Here is a 24843-nt window from a genome sequence, read left to right as displayed (position 1 = left end):
TGATTTCTCGGGCGGACCAGCCGAGGGGTCGGCTGGTTCATCTGTGTGCCAGGCGACGGGCGATCACGTCACCGGCCATCTGGACGAACTGAACGAAGACCACCAGGAGCACCACGGTGGCGATCATGATGTCGTTCTCGAAGCGCTGGTAGCCGTAGCGCAGGGCAAGGTCACCGAGGCCGCCGCCGCCGATCACCCCGGCCATCGCGGAGTAGCCGATCAGCGCGACCATGGTCAGGGTGAGCCCGGCGACCAGCCCGGGTCGGGCCTCGCGCAGCAGCACCTTCCCGACTATCTGCCGTCGGCTGGCCCCCATCGCGTGGGCTGCGGCGATGACGTCGCGGTCCACCTCACGCAGGGCGGTCTCCACGATCCGGGCGTAGAACGGGATCGCGCTGACTGTCAGCGGCACGATCGCGGCGGTGGTCCCGATGGTGGTGCCGACGACCGCCCTGGTGAACGGGATGATCGCGACCAACAGGATGATGAACGGCAGCGACCGACCGATGTTGACCACCAGGCCGAGGAGCAGGTTCACCGGCCGGGCCGGCAGGAGGCCGTCGGAGTCGGTGAGCACCAGCGCGACGCCGACCAGGAGGCCGCCGACGGCGGCGAGCAGGGACGCGACCCCCACCATGTACGCGGTCTCGCGCAGCCCCTGGAGGAGCAGCTCGACGAGATCGTCGGCGATCATGCCGGCACCTCCACGGTGAGTCCGGCGGCCCGGAGGTGCTCCACGGCCGGTGCGGTCCGTGCCGCGTCCCCGGGCAGGGCCAGCCGGAGCCGACCGGCCCGTCCGCCGGCGAGCTGCTCCACGGTCCCGGTGATGATCTGCACGTCGAGGTCGAACCGGCGGGCCAGGTCGGCGACGAAGGAGCTGTCCGATCCGGTGACCGTCACGTCGACGACTGTGGCCCCGGGGAGGTCCGGTGGTGGACCGAGGGGGAACACCTCGGCGGCCAGTTCCGATCCGGGGCGGGCGATCAGCTGGGTCACCGTCCCGGACTCGGTGATCCGCCCGTCGCGCATCACCGCCGCCGAGTCGCAGAGCCGCTTGACCACGTCCATCTCGTGGGTGATCAGCAGGACGGTCAGACCGAGTCGCTGGTTGAGGTCGCGCAGCAGCCCGAGGATCGACCTGGTGGTCTCCGGGTCCAGGGCCGAGGTGGCCTCGTCGGAGAGGAGCACCTTGGGGCGGCCGGCGAGGGCGCGGGCGATGCCCACCCGTTGCTTCTGCCCCCCGGAGAGCTGGGCCGGGTAGGCGTGCGCCCGGTCGGTCAACCCGACCAGGTCGAGCAGTTCGGCGACCCGACGGGCGCGCTCGGCGCGGGGGACGCCCATCACCTCAAGTGCGAAGGCGACGTTCCCGGCGGCGGTACGCGAGGTGAGCAGCGCGAAGTGCTGGTGCACCATGCCGATCCGCTGCCTGGCGGCGCGCAGGCGGTCGCCGCCGAGGGCCGTCAACTCGACCCCGTCGACAGTGACCCTTCCCTCATCGGGCCGTTCGAGCAGGTTGACGCAGCGCAGGAGGGTACTCTTGCCAGCTCCACTGCGGCCCACCACGCCGAAGACCTCACCGGCGCGGACCGCGAGGCTGACGCCGTCGACAGCGACGACCGACCGCCCTCTGGCGTGGTACGTCCGACGTAGTCCGTCCAGTCTGATCACGTTTGGGGTCCTCGGGGATAGGTTTTCCGGGCAGGGGGAAATCCCGATAATGCCTAGTGGTTTAGTAGGTTAATCTGAGATTCGCTCTTTGGCGACCCAAGGTGAGGCGGAACACGCTCTGACCGAGCGGCCCCCACCACACCCACCGGACCGGCACTCGCCCCCCGATGGGGTGGACGAGGACCGCCCCGCCCGGCAGACTCCGGCACGTGGTGAGTGCGGTACGGCTGGAGCCGGTGGACGAGCGGAACCTGGAGCCGTTGCTCTCGGTGGCCGCCGCCGAGGCCGAGCCGGACGACGTCATGCCAGCGGTCGAGGCCCCGGCCGGCTGGTCGATGGCCCGTCGGGAGGCCTTCCGTGACTACCACCGGGCCAACTTCCCCGGTCTCGACGGACCCGCCCGGACCCGGATGTACGCCATCCTGACCGGGGGCGAGGTCGTCGGGATGATCCGGATGACCTGCTGTGACGAGCCCGCAACCGTGGAGACCGGCCTCTGGCTGGGGCGCTCCGCCCGAGGTCAGGGCCTCGGCGCGGCAGCCCTACGGCAGCTGCTGGACGTCGCCGCCGCAGCCGGGATGCACACCGTGGTCGCCGAGACCACCAGCGACAACACCGGTGCCCTGTCGGTCCTGCGCAAGCTCGGCGCGAAGCTGCGCGACGACGGCGACCGGGTGCACGCCGAGATCTCCCTTGACACCCCCCAGTCCTGACCCGGGACCGACGTCAGAGCCCGTCCGGTCGCCCCCGGGACCGGCCTCAGAGCTCGCCCGGTCGCCCCCGGGTCACCAGTCCCGCCACCGGTCGGTCAACTCCGACCGGTCGAGGCTCCGGCGCCCGGTGAGCCCGTCCACGTCCACCCCCGCCTCGTGTAGGGCCGCGTCGACGTAGTCGGCGAACGCCTCCCGCTCGCCGGTCTCGATCCGGCCGTGCTCGTCGTTCACCTCGTTGAGGGCGGTCACCACCCGCTCGACCACCGCCCAGGCCTGCTCGTCGGAGGCCGGGTCGATCGTCCGGAGATCGGCGTCGTACCGGTGCAGGGCGGCCTCGGCGGCATCCACGAACGCTGTCGGCCAGAGCCGCTCCGCGTACGCCCTGCGAGGGTCGAGCAGGCCGGCGGAGACCGCCACGGACTGCTCCTGGACGGCACGACGCCACCGTACGGTCGGCTTCTCGATCATGGCGCGGACCGTACCGCCCGGGTCCGACACGACCACTGCATCAGGGGGTGTGCTTGTCGGCGTACGCGGCGAGCCAGGCGACCTGGTCCGGGTCGAGGGACGGGCGGACCTGGCGGCGGGCGGTGGCGACGTGCTCGGCGGTGACCGTGGAGGCGGTCAACGACTCCCGCATCGCGGCCAGCGCCGCCTCCCGGACCAGGGCCGCGCAGTCCGCCGCCGAGAATCCGTCCAACTCCTCGGCGAGCGCCGACAGGTCGACGTCGTCGGCCAGCGGGACGTTCCGCGAGGCGGCCTTGAGGATCTCCACCCGGGCCTCGGCGTCCGGTGGCGGCACGTAGACCAGCCGCTCCAGCCGCCCCGGACGCAGCAACGCCGGGTCGATCAGGTCGGGCCGGTTGGTCGCCCCGACCACCACCACGTTGCGCAGCGACTCCACCCCGTCCAGCTCGGTGAGCAGGGCGGCGACCACCCGGTCGGTGGTGCCCCCGTCGGTGGCCTGACCCCGGGTCGGGGCGAGGGCGTCCACCTCGTCGAGGAAGACCAGGGTGGGGGCGGCCTCCCGGGCCCGACGGAACAGCTCCCGGACCGCCCGTTCGCTCTCGCCGACCCACTTGGAGAGCAGCTCCGCGCCCTTCACCGACAGCACGTTCGCCCGACCCGACCCGGCCAGGGCGGTGACCAGGAACGTCTTGCCGCACCCGGGCGGCCCGTAGAGCAGGACCCCACGCGGCGGCTGGACGCCCAACCGGGCGAAGGTGTCGGGATAGGTCAGCGGCCAGAGCACCGACTCGGTCAGCTTCTCCTTCACCTCGACCAGGTCACCGACGTCGTCGAGGGTGACCTTCGCGACCTCCAGGGTCGACGACGCCATGGTGGTGGGGCGGACCACCTCCAACGCGGCGGTGAAGTCGGCCATCGCCACGGTGGGGGTGGAGTCGGTCTTCTGCCGCAGCGCCGCGCGTACCCCCGCCTCCCGGACCAGGGCGGCCAGGTCGGCGGCGACGAATCCCGGGGTACGCCCGGCGACGTCGTCCAACCGGACGTCGTCGGCGAGCGGAACCTGCCGGGTCAGGACGGTCAGCTGCTCGCGTCGCAGCGCCGCGTCCGGCAGCGGCACGGTGATCCGCAGCGACAGCAGGTCCGGGGCGCGCAGCGCCGGGTCCACCGCCTCGGGGCGGCCGGTGGTGCAGACCACCGCCACCCCGGCCCGCAACAGATCGGTGACCAGCTGCCGGAACACGGTGGCGACCGGGCCGGGCTCGTCGGCCGGGGCCAGCGCCTCCACGTCGGTGACCAGCAGGACGGCGGGTTCGCCGGTGGTGACGTCGGTGGCGGCGGCACGCAGCCGCTCGGCGGCCGACTGGTTGCTCAGGGCCGCCACCTCGGGCGCCCACACCGGGCGTACCCGGGCCTTCACCTCCGCCGCGACCGCCCGGACCAGCGCCGACTTCCCGGACCCGGCGGGACCGCTGAGCAGGACGCCGAGCGAGACGGTGGTGTTCAGCCGACCCAGCACCTCCCGGTGGTGGAACCCGAGGTCGAGCAGTTCGGTGAGCTGTTCGGCCTGGGAGCGCAGGCCGGGCAGGTCGTCGACGGAGGGGGTCCACTCGGCGTCGGCACCGTCGAGTGTCACGTCGGTACCGGACTGTCCGCCCGCCCTGCTGTCGTCGCCCGGTCGGCCCCGCTCGGCGAGGCCGGACCGTTGCCTGTCACCCAGCCCGGTGATCCGGGAGACGTCGGAGGCGGGAACTGCCGATCCGTGGGTGGCCGGTCCGTGCTCCCAGCCGACCAGGGTGTCCATGGTGACCAGGCCGCCGCACTCCGGGTCGGCGGTGACCACTGTGAGCAGGGTGCTGGTCCAGGCGTACCCGACGGTGTTGGCCAGGCTGCGTCGGGCCGCCTCGACGAGGGTCCGGGCCGAGGCGTCCGGAAGCACGTCCTGGGGGAGGAGCGACACGTCGTCACCCTCGGTGACCATCTTGCCCAGCAGGGCCAGCCGGAGCATCTCCGGGGAGACCACCGCCGCGATCTCCGCCGCCCCGGCCACCGTCACCCGCTCGGCCGGGGCCACCGGGATCGGGGTCACTGTGACCTGACCGCCGTCGCGGATGCCGAGGTTGCCCAGCATCAGGTCGTCGGCGTACAGCAGGACGGCGCTGGCTGTCGGTTCGGCCTTCGCGACGATGCCGGCCGTGGTCCGCCGACCGGACAACCGGACCGGGTCGCCGGGCCGCAACGCCAACGCGGTCAGGACCTCGGGATGCAGTCGTACGATGCCCCGTCGGGCGTCCAACGCCGCCGGTCGCAGGCTCGCGGTCAGGGTCAGTTCGGGTTGTGCCACGGCCCGACAGTAGCCGCCGGTGGCACGTCGTGCCCGGTCACGGGGTCGGATCGCCGTGCAGCAACGAGGGGTTGCGCCGGATCATCTCGGCCAGCCGCGCGGCCGGGTCCCCCGTCGCCCCGTCCTGGTCGGTCTGCCACGGCGGGGTGGTCCGTACCGGGATCGGCCAGGGCTGCGCGGGTGCCGTCTCGGGACCACCGAGCCGCATCGGGTACGTCTGCCCGCTGTGCTCCACCCGCAGGGTCACGGTGACCCCTGGGTGGTCGAGGAGGGCCCGGCGTACCGCCTCGGCCACCGCCTGGACCGGGTCGGGACCGGTGGACTTGACGGCGGCCCGGCCACCCGCCGCCTCGATCGCCGGGACGGACCCCCGCGCGGCCTCCCGGCGCGGCAGCGTCCCGGGCCGGTCGGGGCGCTCGGCCCCGACGGGAGGCCCGGAGGCCGCTGTGGGTGCGTCGACCCGCCCGGACACCGGGCCGCCCCCGGAGGCCGGGCGGGCCGTGCCGACCACCACCCCGGTGGGCCGGTCGGCGGGCTCGCCCTGCACAGGCCGGATCGCCCCGCCCACCGCCGGTGCCCCGGTCCGGTCGGCCGCCCCGGCTCCGGCGGGGCCCGCCGAGTCGGGCAGCGGCCGGGCGTTGTGCCCCCCGGTCGGCTCGGCCGCGCGTCGCAGCGCCTCCTCGCGTCGAGCCATCCGGGCCAGTGTCTCGTCCAGATCACCTCGCACGCCGTACCTCCTCCACAGTGATCCGGCCGGACGGCTCAGGCCCGCGCTTCCCGGGTCGCCCGGTCCAGGGCCCGGTCGAGGACCACCAGCAGGGCGTCTCGCACGGAGAGGCGATCCCGGGCGTCGAACTGTACGAGGGGCACCTGCTCGTTGACTGCCAACGCCCACCGGATCGAGTCGAGATCGTGGGCGAGCCGACCGTTGAAGGCGTTCACCCCCACCACGAACGGCAGTCGGGCCCGCTCGAAGTAGTCGATCGCTGGGTAACAGTCGTCCAGGCGGGCGCTGTCCACGACGACGAGCGCGCCCAGGGCACCCCGGGCCAGGTCGTCCCACATGAAGCCGAACCGGGACTGCCCGGGGGTGCCGAACAGGTACAGCTTCAGGCTCTGGTCGATGGTGACGCAGCCGAAGTCCATCGCCACCGTGGTGGTGGTCTTGTCCGAGCCGACGCCGGGTTCGTCGATGCCGATCCCGGCGGTGGTCATCACCGCCTCGGTGGTCAGCGGGGCGATCTCGGAGATCGCGCCGACAGTGGTGGTCTTGCCCACCCCGAAGCCACCGGCTACCACGATCTTGACCGGGATCGGGGCGCTGCCCGGGTGGGTTCGACCGCCGGGCGCACCCCCCTCACCCGGTCGGTACGGCGGCGGCGCGTCGGGCAGCTGGCCGGCGGGAGCGGCCGGTACGGCCGGGGCGACGGCTCGACCGGTGACCGAACCCGTCGGGGCGTATCGGCCGGGGGCACTGTTGGCGGCGAGCCCGCCCTGCGGGGGAACCGGCCATTCAGGAGATCGCACGGAGTCCATCAATCACTCGCAGGATGAGGTTGGGGTCGTGGATGTCCACGACGTCGCTGACGTGCACGTCAAGGTGACCGGAGGCGCGGAGGTCGCCGACGAGGACGCGGGTGACGCCCAGGTGCAGCCGGGTACGTGCCGAGATCTCGGCGACCGACAGCGGCTCGACGCAGAGCGCCATGATCGCTTGGAACTCGGGTGCGAGTCGGCTGACCGACTCGACCCCCCAGGCCGGGTCCCGGGCGGTCACCTGGGTCTCCAGGCCGATCGCCGGGTCGGCTCCGGTGACCCGACCGGCGGTGAGCACGAACGGCCGCAGCTCCGGCGGACCGGCCGACTCGGGAACCGGGGCGGGCGTCGGGTCGGCCGCCGGGGTCCTGGCCGAGCCCGGGGACGAGCCCCGCAGGTAGGGCCGGATCCGGAAGGTCCGCTCCGGCTCCGGTTCCTCGCCGGGCAGGTCCCCGGTCATTGCTGAACGGCGTTCTTCAGCTCGGCGATGAGACGGGGACTCAGGGCGCTGCCGGCCCGACCGGCGAAGAGGGTCATCTCGTACGCCACGGTGCCGAGGTTCGCCGACCGGTCGGCGACCACGCCGAGCACGGAGCCGCTGCTGATCGAGCTGATCAACAGGTAGCCGTCGGCCATGTCCACGATGACCCGGTTCAGTCCGCCCAGGGCGTACCAGCTCGCCGCCCCGCCCGCGAGGCTGGTCATCCCGGAGACCACGGCGGCGAGGCGTTCCGCGTTGGACCGGTCCTTGATCGCTGACATGGCCATCAGCAACCCGTCGGAGGAGACCGCGATCGCCTCCATCACCCCGGCGGTGCTGGAGGTGAAGGAGTCCAGCAGCCAGTTGAAGGTGCGCGCCTCCGGGCTGAGGTCCCCGGCGTGGCTGTGGTGGTCGACGTTCTCGTGTACGTGGGGGCTGCTCACCGTGTGGTTCCTTCTTCTGTTTCGCGGGAGGGACGGACTTCGCGCAGAGCCCGGGCCACGCCGGTCTCGAACGCGTTGATGAGGTCGCGGACCTCGGCCGGGTCGCCGGGGTTCTCCGGGGGGGCCTGCCGGGGTGGGGAGACGGTCAGGTTGGCGCCCGGCACCCGCCGGGTCAGCTTCGGCGCCTCACCGGACCGGACCGGGGGTCGGGGGGCCGCCCGTTCGATGGAGGTGACCGGGGCGATCCGGTCGGCCGGTACGGCTCGCGGCGTCGGGTCGACCCGCTCGGCCGGTAGGGTCCGTCGGACCGGCGTGGCCGGCAGGGCATCGAGTTCGGTCCGGCTCTGCTGGTGGGCCCGGCGTACGCCCGACTCGAACTGTTCGACCAGCGCCCGCGCGGCGGCCGGATCCGCGCCGGTGGCATCCACCGGGGCGACCCGTGGTGGGGCCTTGGGCAGGCTGGCCCCGGGGACCCGTTGCCGGATCCCCGTCATCCGGGCGGCCCGCCCCGACTGGTCGGGGGCGATCTGGAGCACCCGGGCCCGGACCGGCTCGGCCGGGGGCGCTGCGGCCGGCGGGGTCACCCGGTCCGCCTCGGGCTCGGTGCCCTCCGGCGTGGTGTCCGGCTCGACGGTGCCGAAGGCGTCCCAGGACTCGGCGGCCTCCAGGCTGCGGGTGGCCCGGCTGAGCAGGGTCGGGTCGAACCCGGGAAGCGCCGTGGGATCGATCACCGGCCGGGACGGTCCGGCACCTACCACGGCGAGGGCCCGTCCGGCCCGGGGCAGCTCGGGGTCGGGGCGGCGGCGGGAGGTCGCGTCTGTCGGTTCCGCCCGGGCGGGCAGGGCGGCCCGGGCGGGGGCCGGAACGCCGGGGCGCTCACCGGCGTCGACGACCACCGACGACCGGGTCAGTTCGAGGGTGGCTGTCACCCCGCCGCCGGTCGTGGCGACCAGGGCGACCGACCAGCCGTGCCGACGGGCCAACCGGCCCACCACGAACAGCCCGAGCACCTCGGTCGGCGCGAGGTCGAGGCGCTCGCGCCGGGTGAGTCGGGCGTTCTCCTCGGCCAGCCGGTCGTCCTTCATGCCGATCCCGTGGTCCACCACGGAGAGGGTGGCGCCCTTCTCGGTCAACTCACCGCTGACCGTCACGCGGGTGTGCGGCGGGGAGAAGACCGTGGCGTTCTCCATCAGCTCGGCCAGGGTCAGGACCAGGTCACCCACGACCGCCGGGGCGGCCGAGACACCGGCGGGGAACTGGACGTCCACCCGGGTGTAGTCCTCGATCTCACCGAGGGCGAGTCGAACCACGTCGGCCAGCGGGACCGGGGCGATGTGGGCGTCGTCGCCGGTGGCCCCGGAGAGCACCACGAGGCTCCCCGCGTTACGCCGCAACCGGCTGGAGATGTGGTCGAGCCGGTAGAGGTGTTCCAACCGACCCGGGTCGGCCTCCTGCCGTTCCAGGCGGTCGATCAGTGCGAGCTGTCGACCGACCAGGTTCTGGGTACGCCGACCGACGTGGCCGAACATCTGCGCCACGTTGCGGCGACTCGCCACCTGCCGCTCGACCAGGCGGGCGGCGGTGGACTGCACCCGTTCGAAGGCGCGGGCCAGGTCGCCCACCTCGTCGCGGGCGGCCACGTCGACCGGGTCGAGGCGGATCGGCTGGGCGGACTCGGCCTCGTCGTCGGAGACCCGGACCAGTTCGGACTCGGCGACCCGGGCGACCCGGTCGGCGGAGACGGTCAGACGGGTCAGGGGCCGCGCCACCGCCCGGCCGATGGCCAGCGCGAGCAGGATCACCGCGAGGACGATCGCGTTGATCACCACGCCGACCCAGACCGCGGCGGAGATCGCCGAGTCCTGTTCGGCGCGTACCTCGGCGGTGATGTCGGCGACCAGCTTCTTCTCGACGAACTGTCCGAGCGTGATCAGGGAGGAGATGGTGGGGAAGAGGTTCTCCGCCTTCAGCGACCTGACCGCTGCCAGCGGGTCGGCGGCGCTCTGCTCGATGAAGCCGGTGCTGGTCCGGTCGGCGAGCGCGAGCTGTTCGAAGACCAACAGGTCCAGCTGTTCGGCGGTGAGCAGGCCGAGGGTCTGCTCGCTGCCCTGTTGCAGGACGGCCATGTTCGCCACGTACGCCGTGGCGAGCTGTTCGCTGGGGCGGTCGGCGACGAGCACGATGAGGGCACCACCGGTGCTCAGTCCCTCACTGTTGCGCAGGATGCCGTCCAGGGCGAGGACCTGCCGACCGGCGGCGCTACGGGTGTCGACGTCCTGGCGCAGCCGCAGCGACTCGATCAGGGCCAGGTTGACCGGCCGGTATCCGGCCAGGATCCGCTCGGGGCTGGCCTGACCGGCCAACATGGCCGTCCGGACGGCTGTCAGCTGCCGGACCCCGTCGAGCGCCGCGTCCACCTCGTCCGGCAGGTCGTCACCGAGGTCGGCACGCAGGTCGGCGACCTCGTCGTCCACAGTGGTGATCTGCTGGACCAGGTCCGTACGGGGGGCGTGGCCGAGGAGGAGACCGACGGCGAGCAGCCGTTCGCGCTGGAGCTGTTGGAGCAGTGTCCCGACCCGGCCGGCGATCTGGACCGAGCTTTCGATCTCCCCGGCCCGCTGGGCGACGCCGACCCGTTCCCACACCACCGGGACGGTGAGCGTCACCATGCAGACCAGCGGCACCGTGACCAGCAGCGCGAGCTTGCCCCGGATCCGGAGCCTACCGAGCAGCATCGAACGGCCTCCACCGGTTGTCCCCACTCTGCCCGACCGGCTGGAGCACCGGCGTCAGCTGGTCCCCGGGGCCGCGACCGGCGGCCGGTGCCACAGTCCGACCGGTTCCGGGCGGGGTGGGCTCGGCGGCTGCGTCGGAGCCCCCGTCGGTCGGGTCGTCCCGTCGACGGGTCACCCAGATGCTGGTGACCAGGCCGGCCAGGAGAAGCCCGGCGAACCCGCCGGAGCCGAGGATCCGCCGGTTGTCCCGGTCCAGGTCGCCGATCCGCATCTCCAAGAGCCTGTCGAGTTCGTCGAGGATGACCGGTTGGAGCTGGTTGGCGGCGGCCTGCGCGTCGGCGCGGGCGGCGCTGAGCCGTTCCACGTCGACTGTGGGCACCCGACCGGTCGGCTGGGAACTCACCGCCATGCTCTCCACCGCCTGCTGGTACGTGTCGAACGGGGTGAGGACGCTCGCGCCGAGGTCGGTGCTCTCCGAGTTCTCCACCGCCGCCCGCAGGTTGTTGACCAGGTCGTTGGCGGGTTGCAGGGCGGCGAACCGCAGGGTGGCCAGCTCGCTGAGGCTGCTGGTCCGCTCGCTCGCGGGGCGGGTCTGCATCAGGACGGCCAGGTCGACGAGGCGACCGGCGGCGATCATCGCCTCGGGCATCTCCTCCCCGACGCCGTCCTGGAGGAAGTACGAGTCGGAGCCGGAGTCCCGGACCAGACCGGAGCTCTCCCGTACCTTGCCGTGCAGGGCCAGCAGTAGGTCGGTGGCCTCGCCGTACGCGGTGAAGACGGCTTCGGGGTCGAGGATCGACCGGTCCGGCAGCCCTTCCAGCTTCGCCCGCAGCCCGGCCCACCGCTCACTGGTGCGCAGCTCGGCTCCGATCCGGGCGTCGACCGCTGCGGCCTCCTCGACCGCCCGGTCCAACGACTCCCGGGACTGCGGCTGTCCGGCCACGGCGGCCGACTGCGCCTCCACCAGTGCGTCGGTCACCGGTCCGAGGACCCGCAGGTACTCGACGCCGAGGCGTTCCTGCTCCAGCACCCCGCGGTCGGCGTCGATCTCCTGGTACGCCCGTACGACGAGGAACGCCACCGGCAGCAGCAGCACGGTGGCGAGAAGCAGCGGCAGTGTACGGCCCGGCATGGTCCAGGGCCGTCGACGGACCCGCGGAGCGGGAACGGTCATGGTGGTCTCCTCCAGCGGTGGCACAGGGTTCGCGGGACGGCGTCGGTCCCATGCGCCGGACCGGAACCTAATCGACTGCCGATATCCAGACAGAGAGACGTTCAGGGTCAGTTTTGCGTCACTTCGAGTGATGTGACGCTGGTTCGAGGGTGCCGACACGGTGCGTACTGTTGTCGAGGTGACATGAGAGCTTCTACGACACTTGATGCGGATAGTGTGAATTCACAAAATCCGTAATCCTGCCGGTGACCTGCTGGCCGACCTTGTGCGGATGACCTCTTGCGGCTGACGATCGGCCCAACAGGACAGCCGTACGGCGGATCTCAGCCAACGCTCAGGATCCGGGCCGTACCGTGTGGCGAATGAGATCGCCGTTGTCGGCTGCGCGGATTCGCCGTGCCCTGCCCACCGGCCGCCGAGCCGTCGCCGCCTCGGTGGCCGTCGTCCTGTTGGCGGCGGTCGCGCTCTGGGCGGCCTGGCCGGACCGGTCGGGGTTCACCACCGAATCCGCCATGGTCACAGTCCGCTCTGGACCCGACGGCGACGAGCCTGTCGACCTGGACACCACCTTCTACCTACCGGACGACGCCTCGGCCGACAGGCAGGTGCCGGCGGTCCTGCTCGCCCACGGCTTCGGTGGCACCAAGGACTCGGTCCGGGTCGACGCCGAGGACCTGGCCGCGCGCGGGTACGCCGTCCTGACCTGGACGGCACGGGGGTTCGGCCGCAGCGGTGGCCAGATCCACCTGGACAGCCCGGACCACGAGGTCCGCGACGGTCAGCGGTTGCTGGACTGGCTGGCCGCCCGACCGGAGATCCGCACCGACGCCGAGGGCGACCCCCGGGTGGGAGTGGTCGGCGGCTCGTACGGCGGCGGTCTGGCGCTCCTGCTGGCCGCGCAGGACCAGCGGGTCGACGCGATCGTTCCGATGATCACGTGGAACGACCTGTCCCGCTCCTTCCTGCCGGAGAGCACCGGCGGAGACCCCACCGACGGCGTGTTCAAGTCCGGCTGGGCCGGCATCTTCTTCGGCGGCGGCGGGAACACCGGCTCCGGTCCGGCCGGGATCTCCGGGAACACCGCCGCCGAGCAGCCCGAGGGGGCACCGGCCTCGGCCGGTCCGCCCAGCCCGATGCCGGGACAGGGGCCGGGAACCGGCAGCGGTGGGCCGAACGTCGGCGGCATCCCGGACCCGGCCTGCGGCCGGTTCGCCGCCGACGTCTGCGCCGCGTACCAGCGCATCGCTGCCACCGGCCAGGCCGACCAGGCCGCCGTCGACCTGCTGCGCCGATCCAGCCCGGCCGGGGTGCTGGACCGGATCGAGGCCCCCACCCTGCTGGTGCAGGGCGCGGCGGACACCCTGTTCCCGCTGGCCGAGGCGGACGCCAACGCCCGGGGGATCGCCGCCAACGGCACCCCGGTCCGGGTCGCCTGGTTCACCGGCGGGCACGACGGTGGCGAGGGGCCGCGTACCGACTCCGACCGGGTGAAGTTCCTGACCGCGCAGTGGCTGGACCACTACGTCGCGGGCAAGGGGGACGCCCCGGGCGACGACTTCACCTTCTCCCGGATCGCCGGCTTCGACGCGCTCGACCGGGGCCTGGTGGCGACCGGGTACCGCAGCGCCGACTACTCCGGGCTGGCCGGGGACGACCGACGTGAGGTGACTGTGACCGGCCCGCCGCAGCCGGTGGCCAACCCGCCCGGCGGGAACCCGGCGGCGATCTCCTCGGTGCCTTTCGCCGGTTCGCTGAGTTCGCTGCTGAGCGGGGTGGCCGGAGACATTCCCGGGCAGCACGCCCGGTTCGAGAGTGAACCGTTGACCGAGGCCGTCGACGTGGTCGGGTCGCCGACAGTGCAGATCCGGGCGGCGTCGGCCACCGGGTCGGCGGTCCTGTTCGTCAAGCTCTACGACGTCGACCCGGAGGGCGGGGCCACCCTGCCCAGCGGCCTGGTCGCCCCGGTGCGGCTGACCGACCTCCCGGCGACAGTCGACGGTGCCGACCCGGTCACCGTCACCCTCCCGGCGATCGTGCACCGGGTCGAGGCCGGACACCGGATCCGGGTGGTGGTCGCCACCTCCGACCAGGGGTACACCACCCCGATCGAACCGGCAGTGCACACAGTGGCGGTCGGCGACACCCCGGTCGGCCTGCCCACGGTCGTCGCCGACCCGATCCCCACCGAGGCGGTGCTCTGGCGGTGGGCGCTGGTCGGGCTGCTCGCCGCGATCGCCGTCGGGCTCGTCGTGGTCGTCACGGTGGTCCGGCTGCGGCACCGTCGCCAGGACAGCTCCGTCCACCCGGAGTACGCCGGGACCCCGCTGGCCGTACGGAACCTGCGCAAGGCGTACGCCGACGGGTTCGTGGCGGTGTCGAACGTGGACTTCGAGGTGCACCCCGGTCAGGTGGTCGGTCTGCTCGGCCCGAACGGTGCCGGCAAGACCACCACCCTGCGGGTGTTGATGGGGCTGACCCAGCCCACCGCCGGGGAGATCTACGTCTTCGGGCACCGGCTGGTGCCCGGCTCCCCGGTGCTGTCCCGTATCGGCGCGTTGGTGGAGGGCCCCGGGTTCCTGCCGCACCTGTCGGGGCTGGAGAACCTGAAGGCGTACTGGCGGGCCACCGGGCGACCGTGGGAGGACGCGCACTTCGACCAGGCGTTGGAGATCGCCGGGTTGGGCTCCTCGGTGCACCGCAAGACCCGTAAGTACAGCCACGGGATGCGCCAACGACTGGCCATCGCCCAGGCCATGCTGGGGCTGCCGGAACTCCTGGTGCTCGACGAGCCGACCGACGGGTTGGACCCGCCGCAGATCGCCGAGATGCGTCGGGTCCTGCAGCGGTACGCCACCGACGGGCGGGCGGTCCTGGTCTCCAGTCACCTGCTGGCCGAGGTGGAGCAGACCTGCACCCACGCGGTGGTGGTGAACAAGGGTCGGATCGTCGCCTCCGGTCCGGTCGAGGAGATCGTCGGAGAGTCGCCGAGCGTGCTGTTCGACGTCACCGACCCGGATGCGGCCAGGGCGGTACTGGACGGCCTGGACGGGGTCCGGGTGCTGCCCGACGCGGAGGGGGCACTGGTGGTGGACACCAACGGCACCGCCCGCAGCGAGGTGGTCGCCGAGCTGGTCCGGGCCGGGGTCGGAGTGGACCGGGTGGTGCCGCGACGCCGCCTGGAGGATGCGTTCCTCGCCCTGGTCGGCGAGAACTCTCGGGGAAGCGGTGACCGGTGATGGGTGAGACGTCGACGAGTGCCGGGACCCGGCCGGCGGCAGCCGGCACCCCGGGTGCCTCGGTCGGGGCGGCGGCAGGCTACCGGCCGTCTGCCACCCTTCCGTTTCGGGCGGAGTTCCGTCGGCAGGCGTCGCGGCGGCGTACCCAGTTGGCGCTCGGTTTCATGGTGCTGCTGCCGCTGATCATCCTGATCGCCTTCCAATTCGACACCGGGGACGACGACCGCCGCAGCGGGGGCGAGTTCTCCAGCCTGGTCGAGCTGGCCACGTCGGGCGGGTTGAACTTCACCCTCTTCTCCATCTTCGTCTCGGCGTCGTTCCTGCTGGTGGTGGTGGTGGCCCTGTTCTGCGGCGACACCGTGGCCAGCGAGGCGAGCTGGGGGAGTCTGCGGTACCTGCTGGCGGTGCCGATCCCCCGGGCCCGACTGCTGGCGGTGAAGCTGGTCGTCGCGCTCACCTACTCGGCACTGGCCCTGCTGCTGCTCGCCGGCACCGCACTGCTCGTCGGCACCCTCAGGTACGGCTGGTCGCCGCTGCGCAGCACCGTCGCCGCCCAGCTCGACCCCGCCGAGGGGCTGCTGCGCCTGCTCGGCGTGCTCGGCTATCTGGCGGTCGTACTCCTGGTGGTGGCCGGGTTGGCGTTCCTGCTCTCGGTGATCACGGACGCCGCTCTCGGCGCTGTCGGCGGGGCGGTCCTGCTCTGGATCCTGTCGAGCATCCTGGACCAGATCACCGCGCTGGGTGTGGTGCGCAACTTCCTGCCCACCCACTACGCCAACGCCTGGTTGGGGCTGCTGTCCACCCCGGTGCAGACCGACGACCTGGTCCGGGGTGCGTTCTCGGCGATCTGTTACGCCACGCTCTTCTGGGGCCTCGCCTTCTGGCGCTTCACCCGCAAGGACGTCACCAGCTGAGTTCCACTTCGGCGCCCGTCCCCGGTCCCGGGGGCGGGCGCTGTCGTGTCTTCTCCGGCGCCCATCCAGGCCCTCCGCGTTCCAACGATCGGGAACCGTCCATGGGAGCGTTCCCACGGAGAGGGAAACTTATCGACGTTGTTAAATCGGAACGGCAGTCTGATGACCCCAAGGTGCTCCCCGTCACGGAGGTGTCAGATGAACGCCGACCGCTTCGCCCAGCCGGTGCTCTCCCTTTTCCGCATGGTCATCGGACTGCTTTTCCTGCTCCACGGTGCGTCCTCGCTCTTCGGCCTCTTCGGGGGTGCCCGGGGCAGCGGAAACGCGGTGCCGATCGGCGAGTGGCCAGGCTGGTGGGCAGCCCTGATCCAGGCGGCCTGCGGCGCACTGGTCCTCGTCGGCCTCTTCACCCGCCCCGCCGCGCTGCTCGCCTCCGGCTCGATGGCGTACGCCTACTTCGTGGTGCACCAGCCCGAGGCCCTGCTCCCGCTGCGCAACAACGGTGAGCTGTCGGTGCTGTTCTGCTGGTCGTTCTTCCTGATCGCCGTCCTCGGCCCCGGCCGGTACGCCCTCGACACCCTGTTGCGTCAGCGCCGTGCCGCCCTGGCCCCCGAGGTCGCCGAGCCCCGCCCGGTCCCCGCCTGATCCGTGCTGCTCCCCGTACCACCACCGCGATCGAGGGGCCTGCGTCGGCGGCGGAACTCCGACGGTGCAGGTCCTCGATCGTTGTGTGCGACTGGAGCCAGCCGGAGTGTCAGGGCCTCAACGACGCCTGTGGGGGTGGAACGACTCTGTCGAGCTGTCGCTCAAGGCTGAGTGGATCGTCGAAGAACTCGACGTCGCTGACGGTTCGGAGTTCGGCGACGATGGCGGCTGACCAGTCCTGTGCCGATCCGGCCAATGCCGCGACCCGACTCTCTCTCGCGACGGTCGAGAGGCCGAACACGTGGTAGCAGTGCTCGGCGGCCTGGTCGGGATCGCGCAGGCTGACAGCCTGGACGTAGGCGGCCTTGCCGTCGTCCGCGACCCGGAGCGTGACCGACCGGCTGCGCCCCGACTCCAGTGGAATCGGTGCGTCTCGCTGGAGCTTGCGGTTGCGGCCGGCCCAGACGGTGACTCGATCGGTCACCCGGTCGACGAACCTCGTACCGGCTTGGCGTGGCGCGAGCCATCGAAGCTGATCGGCCCGCAACGAAGCCTGCGCGACATCGAGCACCAGCCTGCCCAGGTCCTGAGCGGTTCCGAAGGTGGAGATCTCACCCGGCACCGCGTTGACGCCGTTCAGGTCGTCTCCTGCCATGATCTCGGTGAATGCCTCGGCCGCACGTCCGGCAGAGAGATTCACCCCCGCCAGCGCCAGCAGGGACGCCGCAGCGGCGCGATCGGTCACTCGGTAACCGGACCCCATCGGTTCGACGAGTACCCGTACGCCGTCACCGTCGCCGTAGGTCAGCGGAAGATCTACCAACAGGCCATCGCCGTACGGGTGCACGACAGTGCCGTCGTTGACGGCCCGAAGGAGCATGCCGATGACGGTCGTGGCATCCACGATCATTCCCTCCTCACGGCTCTCGCCAGATGAAGTCGTCCCCGATCGCGATGAAACACTCCGCAGCGAAGGCTTCCAGGATCGCACGGTACGTGCCGGGTGCGACCCTTGGTTGCAACGGGACGAAGGGGATGTCGTCAGGTTCGTAGGCCTTCTCGTCACCCCCGCCGGGCTCACTCCGGTGCTTGTGGGTGCCAGAGAAGGGGCGATGTGGGGTGTTCAGGCACAACCTGCGGGCGGAGAATCCCCATCGCCCATCGCCGATGAGATACTGAAGGGTGGGCTCGCTCGGCTTCAGTTCGTTGACGGTCATGCGAAGTCGGCAAGGGGCCAGCGCGCTGATGGCAGTATCGACTCGAATGATTCCGTTCTTGATCACGGAGCCTTTGGTGGCCCAGGTGACACCACCCACGGTGACGGCTTTCGAAAGCGGCGACAGGAGGGCGCCGAGGTTGGCGGCCGTCATCAACTGCGACATCTGCCGACTCACATCCGTGCCCTTCTGCGGCTGACTGCTGCCATCGAGAGGCGAGGCGCTTTCACTCGCGTACGAGAGTCGCACATTATCGAAGATGGTCGTGATCGTGAGATCCGACTCGCTGGACGAGAGCCGTCGGAGTGCTGGCATTCGCCTGAGGTCGAGCCGTGGCCGAGTTACCTGGGCTGCTCCACGCCGAACCGGCGTTCGCGCCGGCTGGAGTCTGACATGCAGTGGTTCCAGCCGGCGCGGTCGGTCGGGCTTCGTCCGGTGTGCCGGTCAGCTACAGACCCGCCACTGGTCGCCCTCCTGGACCACCTGGAAGACCTCGGCCTCGCTGTCCCAGGAGACGTGCACCTCGGCCCGGCTGTTGCCGTTCGACGTGCGTACCGAGGTGTTGGTGATCCGGTAGCTGCCCTTGTCCGGCTCGGCGGCCCACTCCCGGGCGAACTGCTCCTCGGTCACCCGGTTGCGGACCGCGCCGCAGAGCCGGTCGTAGGCGGCCGGGTAGTTGCCGGCGTTGGCGTCGTCCAGATAGCCGGTGACGGCGTCCCGGGGTCCTGAGGTGGCGTCCTGGACGGTGCGGAACAGCCAGAAACCACCGCCGACAGCCCCGCCGCAGCAGAGCAGGGCGACGATGGCCCCGACGATGATCAAAGTTTTGGCGGTCTGGCCCATCCCACTCTTCTTCGGCGGGGGTCCGGGCATTCCGGGTGGAGGATAGTAGGTCACCCTGGCAGCGTAGAAACCCCAGGCCACCCCGGGTGAACGAGCCGCCCCCCGGGGACGGGCGGTCGGGTCCCCGGACCTTTCAGATGGTCCGAAGGTAGCCGCGTACCTGGTCGCGGGTTTGTCGACCATTCCTGCTCGTTCACCAACGTCGCGGTGTAGGCGCCACCGGCCACCCCACCCAGCTCCAGCAGTCTTCCCAGGACCTCCTTCGGGCCCTCGAACCTCCAGAGCCGGAGAAAGGACGACTCCTGTTCCTGCCGCCGATTCCGCCTGCGGCGATGGTTCACCACTCGATCACGGGGTCGAGGAAGGCGCACTGGGTGGCGACCATCATCGGCAGGTTCGCCGCGACCTCCTGGGCGATCTCGTGGGCGTCGCCCCGGTCGACGTCCTCCTCGTCGTCCTGGGCGGCCAGATACTCGCAGGCCGCCCAGAGGTTCGGGTGGAGGAAGGAGAACGCCCACATCACGTAGGCCGTGTTGTGGACCGCGACCCGGGGCTGCCCGTGGTGGCCCATCCGGTGGTACTCCGGCTCCTCGGGCGTGGTGCCCAGCCCCTCGGCGGTCGGGAAGAGCCGGTACCTGCGGAACACCGGCTCCAACGGGCCGTCCGGGTCGAACTCCAGCAGCAGGCCCCGGCGGACCAGACCGGCCACCAGTTCCTCGACGTCGGGACTCGGATCCGGTGCGGCGCTGATGGTGCGGACCAGCTGCGTCCGGTCGACCTGGAGCTTCGAGTGTGCCCTCACGTCGAGGTGGGCGAAGCCGTACGCGCCGAGCTCTGCTTCGGTCAGGTCCACCACGTCACCGCCGAGGTGGACCTCGAAGGTCTCCGGTACGAGGTCGGGCGGACGGACGTACCGGTGCTGTGGGCCGAGGCTGAAACCGACGGGGACGATCACACCTGGCACGCTGACTCCCTCCCTGCGGAGGCCGGTGGGCTCGGTCGCCGCCCTGTCCGGCTGCGGCTCAGTCGGTCAACGAGCGACCCCGGGTGACCGCAGCGGTCACCCGAGGACGCCGATGTAATTGCGGGCGGCATCGGAGCTGCCCTGGATGAGGTGGAGCGCCTCGCCGAGACGTTGCCGGCTCTGTTCGGCGCGCCCGATCGCCTCGGTGAGCGCCGGATGCCCGGTTCCGGCGGCGACGGCACGCAGGCGGACGAGGGTCTGCTCGGTCTGTTCGAGGCTGGACCGGATCTGGCCGACCACCACGTCGCCCTGCTCGGTGGCCTGGATCAGCGCGGCCTTGACCTGCTCGATGCTCGCCATGCCAGCCCTTCCCGGTCGGCGGCGTTCGGGTGTCGTCGAGGCGGTGCGATGGAGCTGATCGCTGCGTCGCGGCACACTCTATCGAAACAGGTGGATCGAAGTCTCGCTTTGAGTCGCCACTGCGACACTCAGCGTCTTCGGTGTGACCGATCCGTCACCGGGTGCGGCTCACACGGTGGGAAGGCCGGGTGGCGGAGGCCGCCGCCGGTCGTAGACTCGGCGGCACAACTGAATACCTCATCCAGAGGGGCTGAGGGATACGGCCCGACGACGCCCCGGCAACCACCCGCACCATGACGCTCGCCGACGAGCGGACCGCGGGCAGGTGCCAATTCCGTCCCCGCCGCAGGGTGCGATGCGGGGAAAGATGAGAGGAAACGATCTCCAGTGACGTCGACCCTCGCCTCCGGCATCGACACCACCACCAGCCCCGCCCGCGCCCTGGTCTGTCGGGCCTGTCACGCGCGCTACCCGCTCGCCGCCCAGCACGCCTGTTTCGAGTGTTTCGGCCCCCTGGAGGTCGACTACGACCTCGCCGCGCTCGGTCGGGTCACCCGCGAGCAGATCGAGGCCGGTCCGAAGAACATCTGGCGGTACGCCGCCCTGCTGCCCGCCGGACAGGACCCGACGACCCGGGTCACCCTGGACCCCGGGTTCACCCCGCTGGTCGCCGCCGGGAACCTCGCCGCCGAACTGGGCATCACCGCTGACCTCTGGGTCAAGGACGACAGCGCCAACCCCACCCACTCGTTCAAGGACCGGGTCGTCTCGGTGGCCCTGACCGCCGCCCGGTCGCTGGGGTTCACCCGGTTCGCCTGTGCCTCCACCGGGAACCTGGCCAACTCGGTCGCCGCCCACGCGGCCCGGGCCGGATCACCGTCGGTCGTCTTCATCCCCGGCGACCTGGAGCCCGGCAAGATCCTCACCACCGCCGTGTACGGCGGGGAACTGGTAGCCATCGACGGCTCGTACGACGACGTGAACCGGCTCTGCGGTGAGCTGGTGGAGACCGACGAGTTCGAGGACACCGCGTTCGTCAACGTCAACGTCCGGCCGTACTACGCCGAGGGCTCCAAGACCCTCGGGTACGAGGTGGCCGAGCAGCTCGGATGGCGGATTCCGGCGCAGGTGGTCATCCCGATGGCCAGCGGTGAGCTGCTCACGAAGGTCGACAAGGCGTTCAGCGAGCTGGTGGAGATCGGCCTGGTCGAGGCCCCGCCGAACGGGTGGAGGGTCTTCGGTGCCCAGTCCGCCGGATGCAACCCGATCGCCACCGCCCTGCACGCCGACACCGACACCATCACCCCGGTCCGGCCGACCGGGATCGCCAAGTCGCTCAACATCGGCGACCCGGCCGCCGGCCTGTACGCCCTGGAGGCGGTCCGCCGGACCGGCGGGTGGATGGAGTACGTCGACGACGACGAGATCCGCGCCGGGATCCGGCTGTTGGCCCGTACCACCGGGGTCTTCGCCGAGACGGCGGGCGGGGTGACGGTGGCGGTGCTGCGCAAGCTGGTGGAGTCCGGTCGGCTCGACCCGACCGCCGAGACGGTGGTGTTCAACACCGGCGAGGGACTGAAGACGATCGACGCGGTGGCCGGTGAGGTCGGCCCCACCCACCGGATCAAGCCGTCCCTGCGCGCGGCCCGGCAGGCTGGTCTGCTCGGCTGACCCGGGTCGTCCACCCGGGCGGGTGCGGTGTCCTCTGTATGGGGGATACGGCCGATCCGGCGGGTAACCGGTTTTTCGCCCTGAGTACGAAAAACCTGTCGCCTAGGGGTTGACGCCCGGTTTCGGACGGCGCAGGATTGCCGATGCGGGAGGGCGTTTCGCCGAAGACTTTCGAGTTCTTGCGACCCCAACGCCGGAGGCGTTGTGCGATCGTCCCTCCCGACCAACCTCCTTCGGGCCAGCGAGTAAATCGCTGGCCCGAAGTTCGTTTCTGCCGCAGGCTGCGATGCATGGCCATCACGATCAGCCCGTTCGACGCCGACGATCCGGCGGCGATCGAGGCGGCGTACCGGATCGGTGCCGCCGCCGAGCGAGTGGACGTCCCCGATCTCCCGCCCCTGTGCTGGCAGTCCTTCGAGGGCACCGTCCGGCACCCGATGCCCGGGCGTCGGCAGCTCTGGGCGCTGGCCCGGCTCGACGGCGAGCCGGCCGGGTACCTCAGCGTGGAACTGCACGAGCTGGACAACCTCGACCTGGCCACCAGCGAGCTGGTCGTCGACCCGGCGTACCGGCGGCGGGGTGTCGGGCGGGCCCTGCACGGGCACGCGCTGGGGCTGGCCCGCGAGAACGGCCGCAAACAGCTCATCTTCGGTGTCGTGTCGGCGCTCCCCGGGGGCGAGACCCGGCCGGAGCCCGGCACGGCCTTCGCCACCGCGATGGGGGCGACCCCGGCCCTGCTGGAGGTCCGTCGTCGGCTCGACCTGCACCGACTGGACTCCGCCGGGCTCGACGCGGCGGCAGCCGAGGCGCAGGCCCACGCCGCCGGGTACGAACTGGTCCGCTGGGGCGGGCAGACCCCGCCGGAACACCTCGCCGACATCGTCTACCTCGACGGCCGGATCCTGATCGACGTCCCCCTCGGTGACCTGGGGTGGGAGCCGGAGAAGGTGGACGCCGACCGGGTCCGGGGGACCGAGCGGGCGCTGGCCCTCCGCGGGCACCGGCGGTACCAGCAGGGCGTTCGACACGTTGCCTCCGGCCGGGTGGTCGCCTGGACGGTGCTGGAGTTCAGCGCCTCGCCCCCCTGGCACGCCTACCAGCAGATCACCATCGTGGACCCGGAGCACCGGGGCCGTCGGCTCGGCCTGCTCGCCAAGATCGCAAATCTGCGGTACGTCCTCACCCGAGAACCCGGGCTCCGGTACGTCGACACCTGGAACGCGGAGGTCAACACCCACATGATCGCGGTGAACGAGCGGATGGGGTTCCGGGCTGTCGACGCCTGGACGGAGTGGCAACAGACCCTCTGACTTGTGACACCGGTCTACAGAAGTGGCCGCCATCTGTTGCATGATGGCGGGCATGACGGAGACCCCGCACCCCCTGTACGACCGGCACGCCGACACCCTCAACCGGGCGCTCACCGCGATCACCGACCGGGGCTACTGGTCCGCGTACCCCGAGTCCCCCAGCCCCCGGGTGTACGGCGAGACCGCCGCGGCCGACGGGAAGGCCGCCTTCGAGGCGTACCTCGACGGCGACTTCCCCCTCGACCAGCCCGGCGCCGGTGAACGGACCGCCACCGAGTCCAGTCCCTTCGGGCTCAAGCTCGGGGTGCGGTACCCGCACTCCGACGCGGAGACCCTGGTCGCCGCCGCCTCGGCCGCGCTCCCGACCTGGCGGGACGCCGGTCCGCAGACCCGGGCCGGTGTCTGCCTGGAGATCCTCGCCCGACTTCACGAGCACGTCTTCGAGCTGGCCAACGCGGTGCAGTTCACCACCGGTCAGGCCTTCGTGATGGCCTTCCAGGCCGGTGGCACGCACGCCTTCGACCGCGCCCTGGAGGCGCTCGCCTACGGGTACGCCGAGATGACCCGGCACCCGGGGACGGCCGGCTGGGAGAAGGCCGCCGGCAAGGGCGACCCGCTGCGGATGACCAAGAGGTTCCACGTGGTGCCGCGCGGAGTGGCCCTGGTCGTCGGCTGCAACACCTTCCCGACCTGGAACTCGTATCCCGGGCTCTTCGCCTCGCTGGTCACCGGGAATCCGGTGATCGTCAAGCCGCACCCCCGGGCGGTCCTTCCCCTGGCCATCACGGTCCGCTACGCCCGCGAGGTCCTCGCCGAGGCCGGGTTCGACCCCAACCTGATCCTGTTGGCCCCGGAGGCCCCCGGCGAGAAGCTCGCCTCCACCCTGGCCCTGCATCCGGCGGTCAGGATCGTCGACTTCACCGGCTCCACCGAGTACGGCGACTGGCTGGAGGCGAACGCCCGGCAGGCGGCCGTCCACACCGAGAAGGCCGGGCTGAACGCGGTGGTGGTCGACTCCACCGACGACTTCGCCGGGATGTGCCGCAACCTCGGTTTCACCCTGACCCTCTACAGCGGACAGATGTGCACCACCTCGCAGAACATCCTCGTCCCGGCCGGTGGCATCGAGACCGACCAGGGACACAAGAGCCTCGACGAGGTGGCCGCCGGGATCGCCGGTGCGATCGGCAAGATCACCGCCGACCCGGCCCGGGGAGTGGAGCTGACCGGGGCGATCGTCAACGAGGGGGTCCTGGAGCGTCTCGCCGAGGTGGCGGGCGTCGGTGAGACCGTCCTGCCCTCCCGGGCTGTCGAACACCCGGCCTTCCCGGACGCAGTGGTCCGGACCCCGACCCTGGTCAAGCTTGCGGCGGACGCCGTCGACACGTACGGCCGGGAGTGGTTCGGGCCGATCTCGTTCGTCATCGCCACCGACTCCACCGCCCACAGCCTGGAGCTGTTGAGGTCCACGGTGGGGGAGAAGGGCGCGTTGACAGCCGCCGTCTACTCGACCGACCCCGCCGTCCTGGACGCCGTCGAGGCCGCCGCCGTCGAGGTCGGCGTGCACCTGTCGGCCAACCTGACCGGAGGGGTCTTCGTCAACCAGTCGGCGGCCTTCTCCGACTTCCACGGCAGCGGGGCCAACCCGGCCGCCAACTCCGCACTCACCGACGGCGCGTACGTCGCCAACAGGTTCCGCATCGTCCAGTCCCGCCGCCCCGCCTGAAGTGTGTGAGGAGGGGCCTCTCCTCTGGAAAGGGGCCCCTCCTCACCTCCACCGGCGGCGGGTGCCCTCGTGGTGGACCGGTCAGGCCGAGCGGCGCATCTGCATCTCGGTCAGCTCGGGGATCCTCGGGTGCGGGACGCGTACTCCGGTGTCGACGAAGCCCAACCGCTGGTAGGCCCGGACCGCCCGGTCGTTGCCGACCACCACCTCCAGCATCAGCTCCGGGCGACCACACGCCTGTGACCAGGCGGCCACCCCGTCGATCAGATCGGCGAGCAGTCCACTGCCGCGCCAGGCCGGGGTGACGTAGACGGCGAAGACCACAGTGACGTCGGGCTCACCCGGCAGCACCGTGCCGCCGGCGTGCCCGACGAGTCGACGGTGCCGCTCGGGGACGC

At 71.6% G+C, this 24843-nt stretch carries 22 protein-coding genes, 2 pseudogenes and 1 riboswitch; of the genes and pseudogenes, 7 read left to right on the top strand and 17 right to left on the bottom strand.

Going from position 1 to position 24843, the window contains the following annotated elements; translation table 11 throughout:
• Nucleotides 1-37: 37 nt before the first annotated feature.
• Nucleotides 38-694 (bottom strand): methionine ABC transporter permease, encoded by a 657-nt coding sequence (locus tag ABT336_RS10885; RefSeq protein WP_350896339.1) that lies wholly within the window; start codon nt 692-694, stop codon nt 38-40.
• On the bottom strand, nt 691-1668 hold the full coding sequence (locus ABT336_RS10880; protein ID WP_350896338.1) for a methionine ABC transporter ATP-binding protein: 978 nt from the start codon (nt 1666-1668) through the stop codon (nt 691-693). The genes ABT336_RS10885 and ABT336_RS10880 overlap by 4 nt, the downstream gene beginning before the upstream one ends.
• Before the next feature lie 209 nt (nt 1669-1877).
• On the opposite strand from ABT336_RS10880, the gene ABT336_RS10875 reads away from it, so the two are divergent.
• On the top strand, nt 1878-2381 hold the full coding sequence (locus tag ABT336_RS10875; protein WP_350896337.1) for a GNAT family N-acetyltransferase: 504 nt from the start codon (nt 1878-1880) through the stop codon (nt 2379-2381).
• Between the two features lie 72 nt (nt 2382-2453).
• Here the strand turns inward: ABT336_RS10875 and ABT336_RS10870 are convergent, their stop codons facing one another.
• The 9 genes and pseudogenes from ABT336_RS10870 to ABT336_RS10835 all read right to left on the bottom strand — a co-directional run bounded on the left by ABT336_RS10870 (nt 2454) and on the right by ABT336_RS10835 (nt 11559).
• Nucleotides 2454-2849, bottom strand: coding sequence for a hypothetical protein (locus ABT336_RS10870; RefSeq protein WP_350896336.1), 396 nt, complete (start codon nt 2847-2849; stop codon nt 2454-2456).
• A gap of 40 nt (nt 2850-2889) precedes the next feature.
• A pseudogene (locus tag ABT336_RS10865) lies at nt 2890-4452 on the bottom strand (AAA family ATPase); the annotation flags it as partial.
• Nucleotides 4453-4593: 141 nt separating this feature from the next.
• Nucleotides 4594-5190: pseudogene (locus tag ABT336_RS27500) on the bottom strand (AAA family ATPase); the annotation flags it as partial.
• 37 nt (nt 5191-5227) lie between these two features.
• On the bottom strand, nt 5228-5917 hold the full coding sequence (locus ABT336_RS10860; protein ID WP_350896334.1) for a hypothetical protein: 690 nt from the start codon (nt 5915-5917) through the stop codon (nt 5228-5230).
• Between the two features lie 35 nt (nt 5918-5952).
• Nucleotides 5953-6726: a GTP-binding protein gene (locus ABT336_RS10855; RefSeq protein ID WP_350896333.1), complete on the bottom strand. Its 774-nt coding sequence runs from the start codon at nt 6724-6726 to the stop codon at nt 5953-5955.
• Nucleotides 6704-7186 carry a DUF742 domain-containing protein gene (locus ABT336_RS10850; protein ID WP_350896332.1) on the bottom strand — a complete coding sequence of 161 codons (483 nt, stop codon included), beginning with the start codon at nt 7184-7186 and terminating at the stop codon, nt 6704-6706. Before ABT336_RS10850 ends, ABT336_RS10855 begins: the two co-directional genes overlap by 23 nt.
• Nucleotides 7183-7650: a roadblock/LC7 domain-containing protein gene (locus ABT336_RS10845; RefSeq protein ID WP_350896331.1), complete on the bottom strand. Its 468-nt coding sequence runs from the start codon at nt 7648-7650 to the stop codon at nt 7183-7185. The genes ABT336_RS10850 and ABT336_RS10845 overlap by 4 nt, the downstream gene beginning before the upstream one ends.
• Nucleotides 7647-10385 carry a sensor histidine kinase gene (locus ABT336_RS10840; protein ID WP_350896330.1) on the bottom strand — a complete coding sequence of 913 codons (2739 nt, stop codon included), beginning with the start codon at nt 10383-10385 and terminating at the stop codon, nt 7647-7649. The genes ABT336_RS10845 and ABT336_RS10840 overlap by 4 nt, the downstream gene beginning before the upstream one ends.
• The gene (locus tag ABT336_RS10835) at nt 10372-11559 is read right to left on the bottom strand and encodes a hypothetical protein (protein ID WP_350896329.1); all 1188 of its coding nucleotides are present in this window, start codon (nt 11557-11559) and stop codon (nt 10372-10374) included. The genes ABT336_RS10840 and ABT336_RS10835 overlap by 14 nt, the downstream gene beginning before the upstream one ends.
• Nucleotides 11560-11921: 362 nt before the next feature.
• On the opposite strand from ABT336_RS10835, the gene ABT336_RS10830 reads away from it, so the two are divergent.
• The 3 genes from ABT336_RS10830 to ABT336_RS10820 all read left to right on the top strand — a co-directional run bounded on the left by ABT336_RS10830 (nt 11922) and on the right by ABT336_RS10820 (nt 16354).
• The gene (locus ABT336_RS10830) at nt 11922-14795 is read left to right on the top strand and encodes an alpha/beta fold hydrolase (RefSeq protein WP_350896328.1); all 2874 of its coding nucleotides are present in this window, start codon (nt 11922-11924) and stop codon (nt 14793-14795) included.
• Entirely contained in the window at nt 14795-15709 is a 915-nt protein-coding gene (locus ABT336_RS10825) for an ABC transporter permease (RefSeq protein WP_350896327.1), read from the top strand. The genes ABT336_RS10830 and ABT336_RS10825 overlap by 1 nt, the downstream gene beginning before the upstream one ends.
• A 198-nt stretch (nt 15710-15907) precedes the next feature.
• A complete protein-coding gene (locus tag ABT336_RS10820) occupies nt 15908-16354 on the top strand; it encodes a DoxX family protein (RefSeq protein WP_350896326.1) in 447 nt (148 codons plus the stop codon).
• Nucleotides 16355-16463: 109 nt separating this feature from the next.
• On the opposite strand, the gene ABT336_RS10815 is transcribed toward ABT336_RS10820, so the two are convergent.
• The 5 genes from ABT336_RS10815 to ABT336_RS10795 all read right to left on the bottom strand — a co-directional run bounded on the left by ABT336_RS10815 (nt 16464) and on the right by ABT336_RS10795 (nt 19738).
• Nucleotides 16464-17258, bottom strand: a complete 795-nt coding sequence (locus tag ABT336_RS10815; protein ID WP_350896325.1) for a hypothetical protein — start codon at nt 17256-17258, stop codon at nt 16464-16466.
• Nucleotides 17259-17271: 13 nt separating this feature from the next.
• Complete coding sequence (locus ABT336_RS10810; RefSeq protein ID WP_350896324.1) at nt 17272-17820, bottom strand: hypothetical protein; 549 nt, start codon at nt 17818-17820, stop codon at nt 17272-17274.
• Nucleotides 17821-18015: 195 nt separating this feature from the next.
• Nucleotides 18016-18468: an Rv0361 family membrane protein gene (locus ABT336_RS10805; protein ID WP_350896323.1), complete on the bottom strand. Its 453-nt coding sequence runs from the start codon at nt 18466-18468 to the stop codon at nt 18016-18018.
• A gap of 283 nt (nt 18469-18751) precedes the next feature.
• A complete protein-coding gene (locus ABT336_RS10800) occupies nt 18752-19378 on the bottom strand; it encodes a hypothetical protein (RefSeq protein WP_350896322.1) in 627 nt (208 codons plus the stop codon).
• A gap of 96 nt (nt 19379-19474) precedes the next feature.
• A complete protein-coding gene (locus tag ABT336_RS10795; RefSeq protein WP_350896321.1) occupies nt 19475-19738 on the bottom strand; it encodes a hypothetical protein in 264 nt (87 codons plus the stop codon).
• A 234-nt stretch (nt 19739-19972) separates the two neighbouring features.
• A riboswitch (SAM riboswitch) is annotated at nt 19973-20112 on the top strand.
• Nucleotides 20113-20125: 13 nt separating this feature from the next.
• Here ABT336_RS10795 and thrC point away from each other — a divergent pair.
• From thrC to paaN, 3 genes are all read left to right on the top strand, one after another.
• Entirely contained in the window at nt 20126-21409 is a 1284-nt protein-coding gene (thrC, locus tag ABT336_RS10790; RefSeq protein WP_350896320.1) for a threonine synthase, read from the top strand.
• 290 nt (nt 21410-21699) lie between these two features.
• A complete protein-coding gene (locus ABT336_RS10785; protein ID WP_350896319.1) occupies nt 21700-22719 on the top strand; it encodes a GNAT family N-acetyltransferase in 1020 nt (339 codons plus the stop codon).
• Between the two features lie 52 nt (nt 22720-22771).
• Nucleotides 22772-24445, top strand: a complete 1674-nt coding sequence (gene paaN / locus ABT336_RS10780) for a phenylacetic acid degradation protein PaaN (RefSeq protein WP_350896318.1) — start codon at nt 22772-22774, stop codon at nt 24443-24445.
• Between the two features lie 81 nt (nt 24446-24526).
• Here the strand turns inward: paaN and ABT336_RS10775 are convergent.
• Nucleotides 24527-24843: GNAT family N-acetyltransferase (locus ABT336_RS10775; protein WP_350896317.1), on the bottom strand; the 317-nt coding region annotated here is incomplete at its 5' end.

Origin of the sequence: Micromonospora sp. NPDC000207 (assembly GCF_040300925.1) — a bacterium.
Classification (GTDB): Bacteria; Actinomycetota; Actinomycetes; order Mycobacteriales; family Micromonosporaceae; genus Micromonospora.
Note: the sequence above shows the minus strand (reverse complement) of the source record. Positions and strands in the feature narration are given on the sequence as shown.

Excerpts from the sequence above, each read along its gene's own strand:
- ABT336_RS10885 (WP_350896339.1), bottom strand. The coding sequence starts at position 694 with ATGATCGCCGACGATCTCGTCGAGCTGCTCCTCCAGGGGCTGCGCGAG.
- ABT336_RS10870 (WP_350896336.1), bottom strand. The coding sequence starts at position 2,849 with ATGATCGAGAAGCCGACCGTACGGTGGCGTCGTGCCGTCCAGGAGCAG.
- ABT336_RS10855 (WP_350896333.1), bottom strand. The coding sequence starts at position 6,726 with ATGGACTCCGTGCGATCTCCTGAATGGCCGGTTCCCCCGCAGGGCGGG.
- ABT336_RS10850 (WP_350896332.1), bottom strand. The coding sequence starts at position 7,186 with ATGACCGGGGACCTGCCCGGCGAGGAACCGGAGCCGGAGCGGACCTTC.
- ABT336_RS10840 (WP_350896330.1), bottom strand. The coding sequence starts at position 10,385 with ATGCTGCTCGGTAGGCTCCGGATCCGGGGCAAGCTCGCGCTGCTGGTC.
- ABT336_RS10835 (WP_350896329.1), bottom strand. The coding sequence starts at position 11,559 with ATGACCGTTCCCGCTCCGCGGGTCCGTCGACGGCCCTGGACCATGCCG.
- ABT336_RS10830 (WP_350896328.1), top strand. The coding sequence starts at position 11,922 with ATGAGATCGCCGTTGTCGGCTGCGCGGATTCGCCGTGCCCTGCCCACC.
- ABT336_RS10825 (WP_350896327.1), top strand. The coding sequence starts at position 14,795 with ATGGGTGAGACGTCGACGAGTGCCGGGACCCGGCCGGCGGCAGCCGGC.
- ABT336_RS10820 (WP_350896326.1), top strand. The coding sequence starts at position 15,908 with ATGAACGCCGACCGCTTCGCCCAGCCGGTGCTCTCCCTTTTCCGCATG.
- ABT336_RS10795 (WP_350896321.1), bottom strand. The coding sequence starts at position 19,738 with ATGGCGAGCATCGAGCAGGTCAAGGCCGCGCTGATCCAGGCCACCGAG.
- ABT336_RS10785 (WP_350896319.1), top strand. The coding sequence starts at position 21,700 with ATGGCCATCACGATCAGCCCGTTCGACGCCGACGATCCGGCGGCGATC.
- paaN (WP_350896318.1), top strand. The coding sequence starts at position 22,772 with ATGACGGAGACCCCGCACCCCCTGTACGACCGGCACGCCGACACCCTC.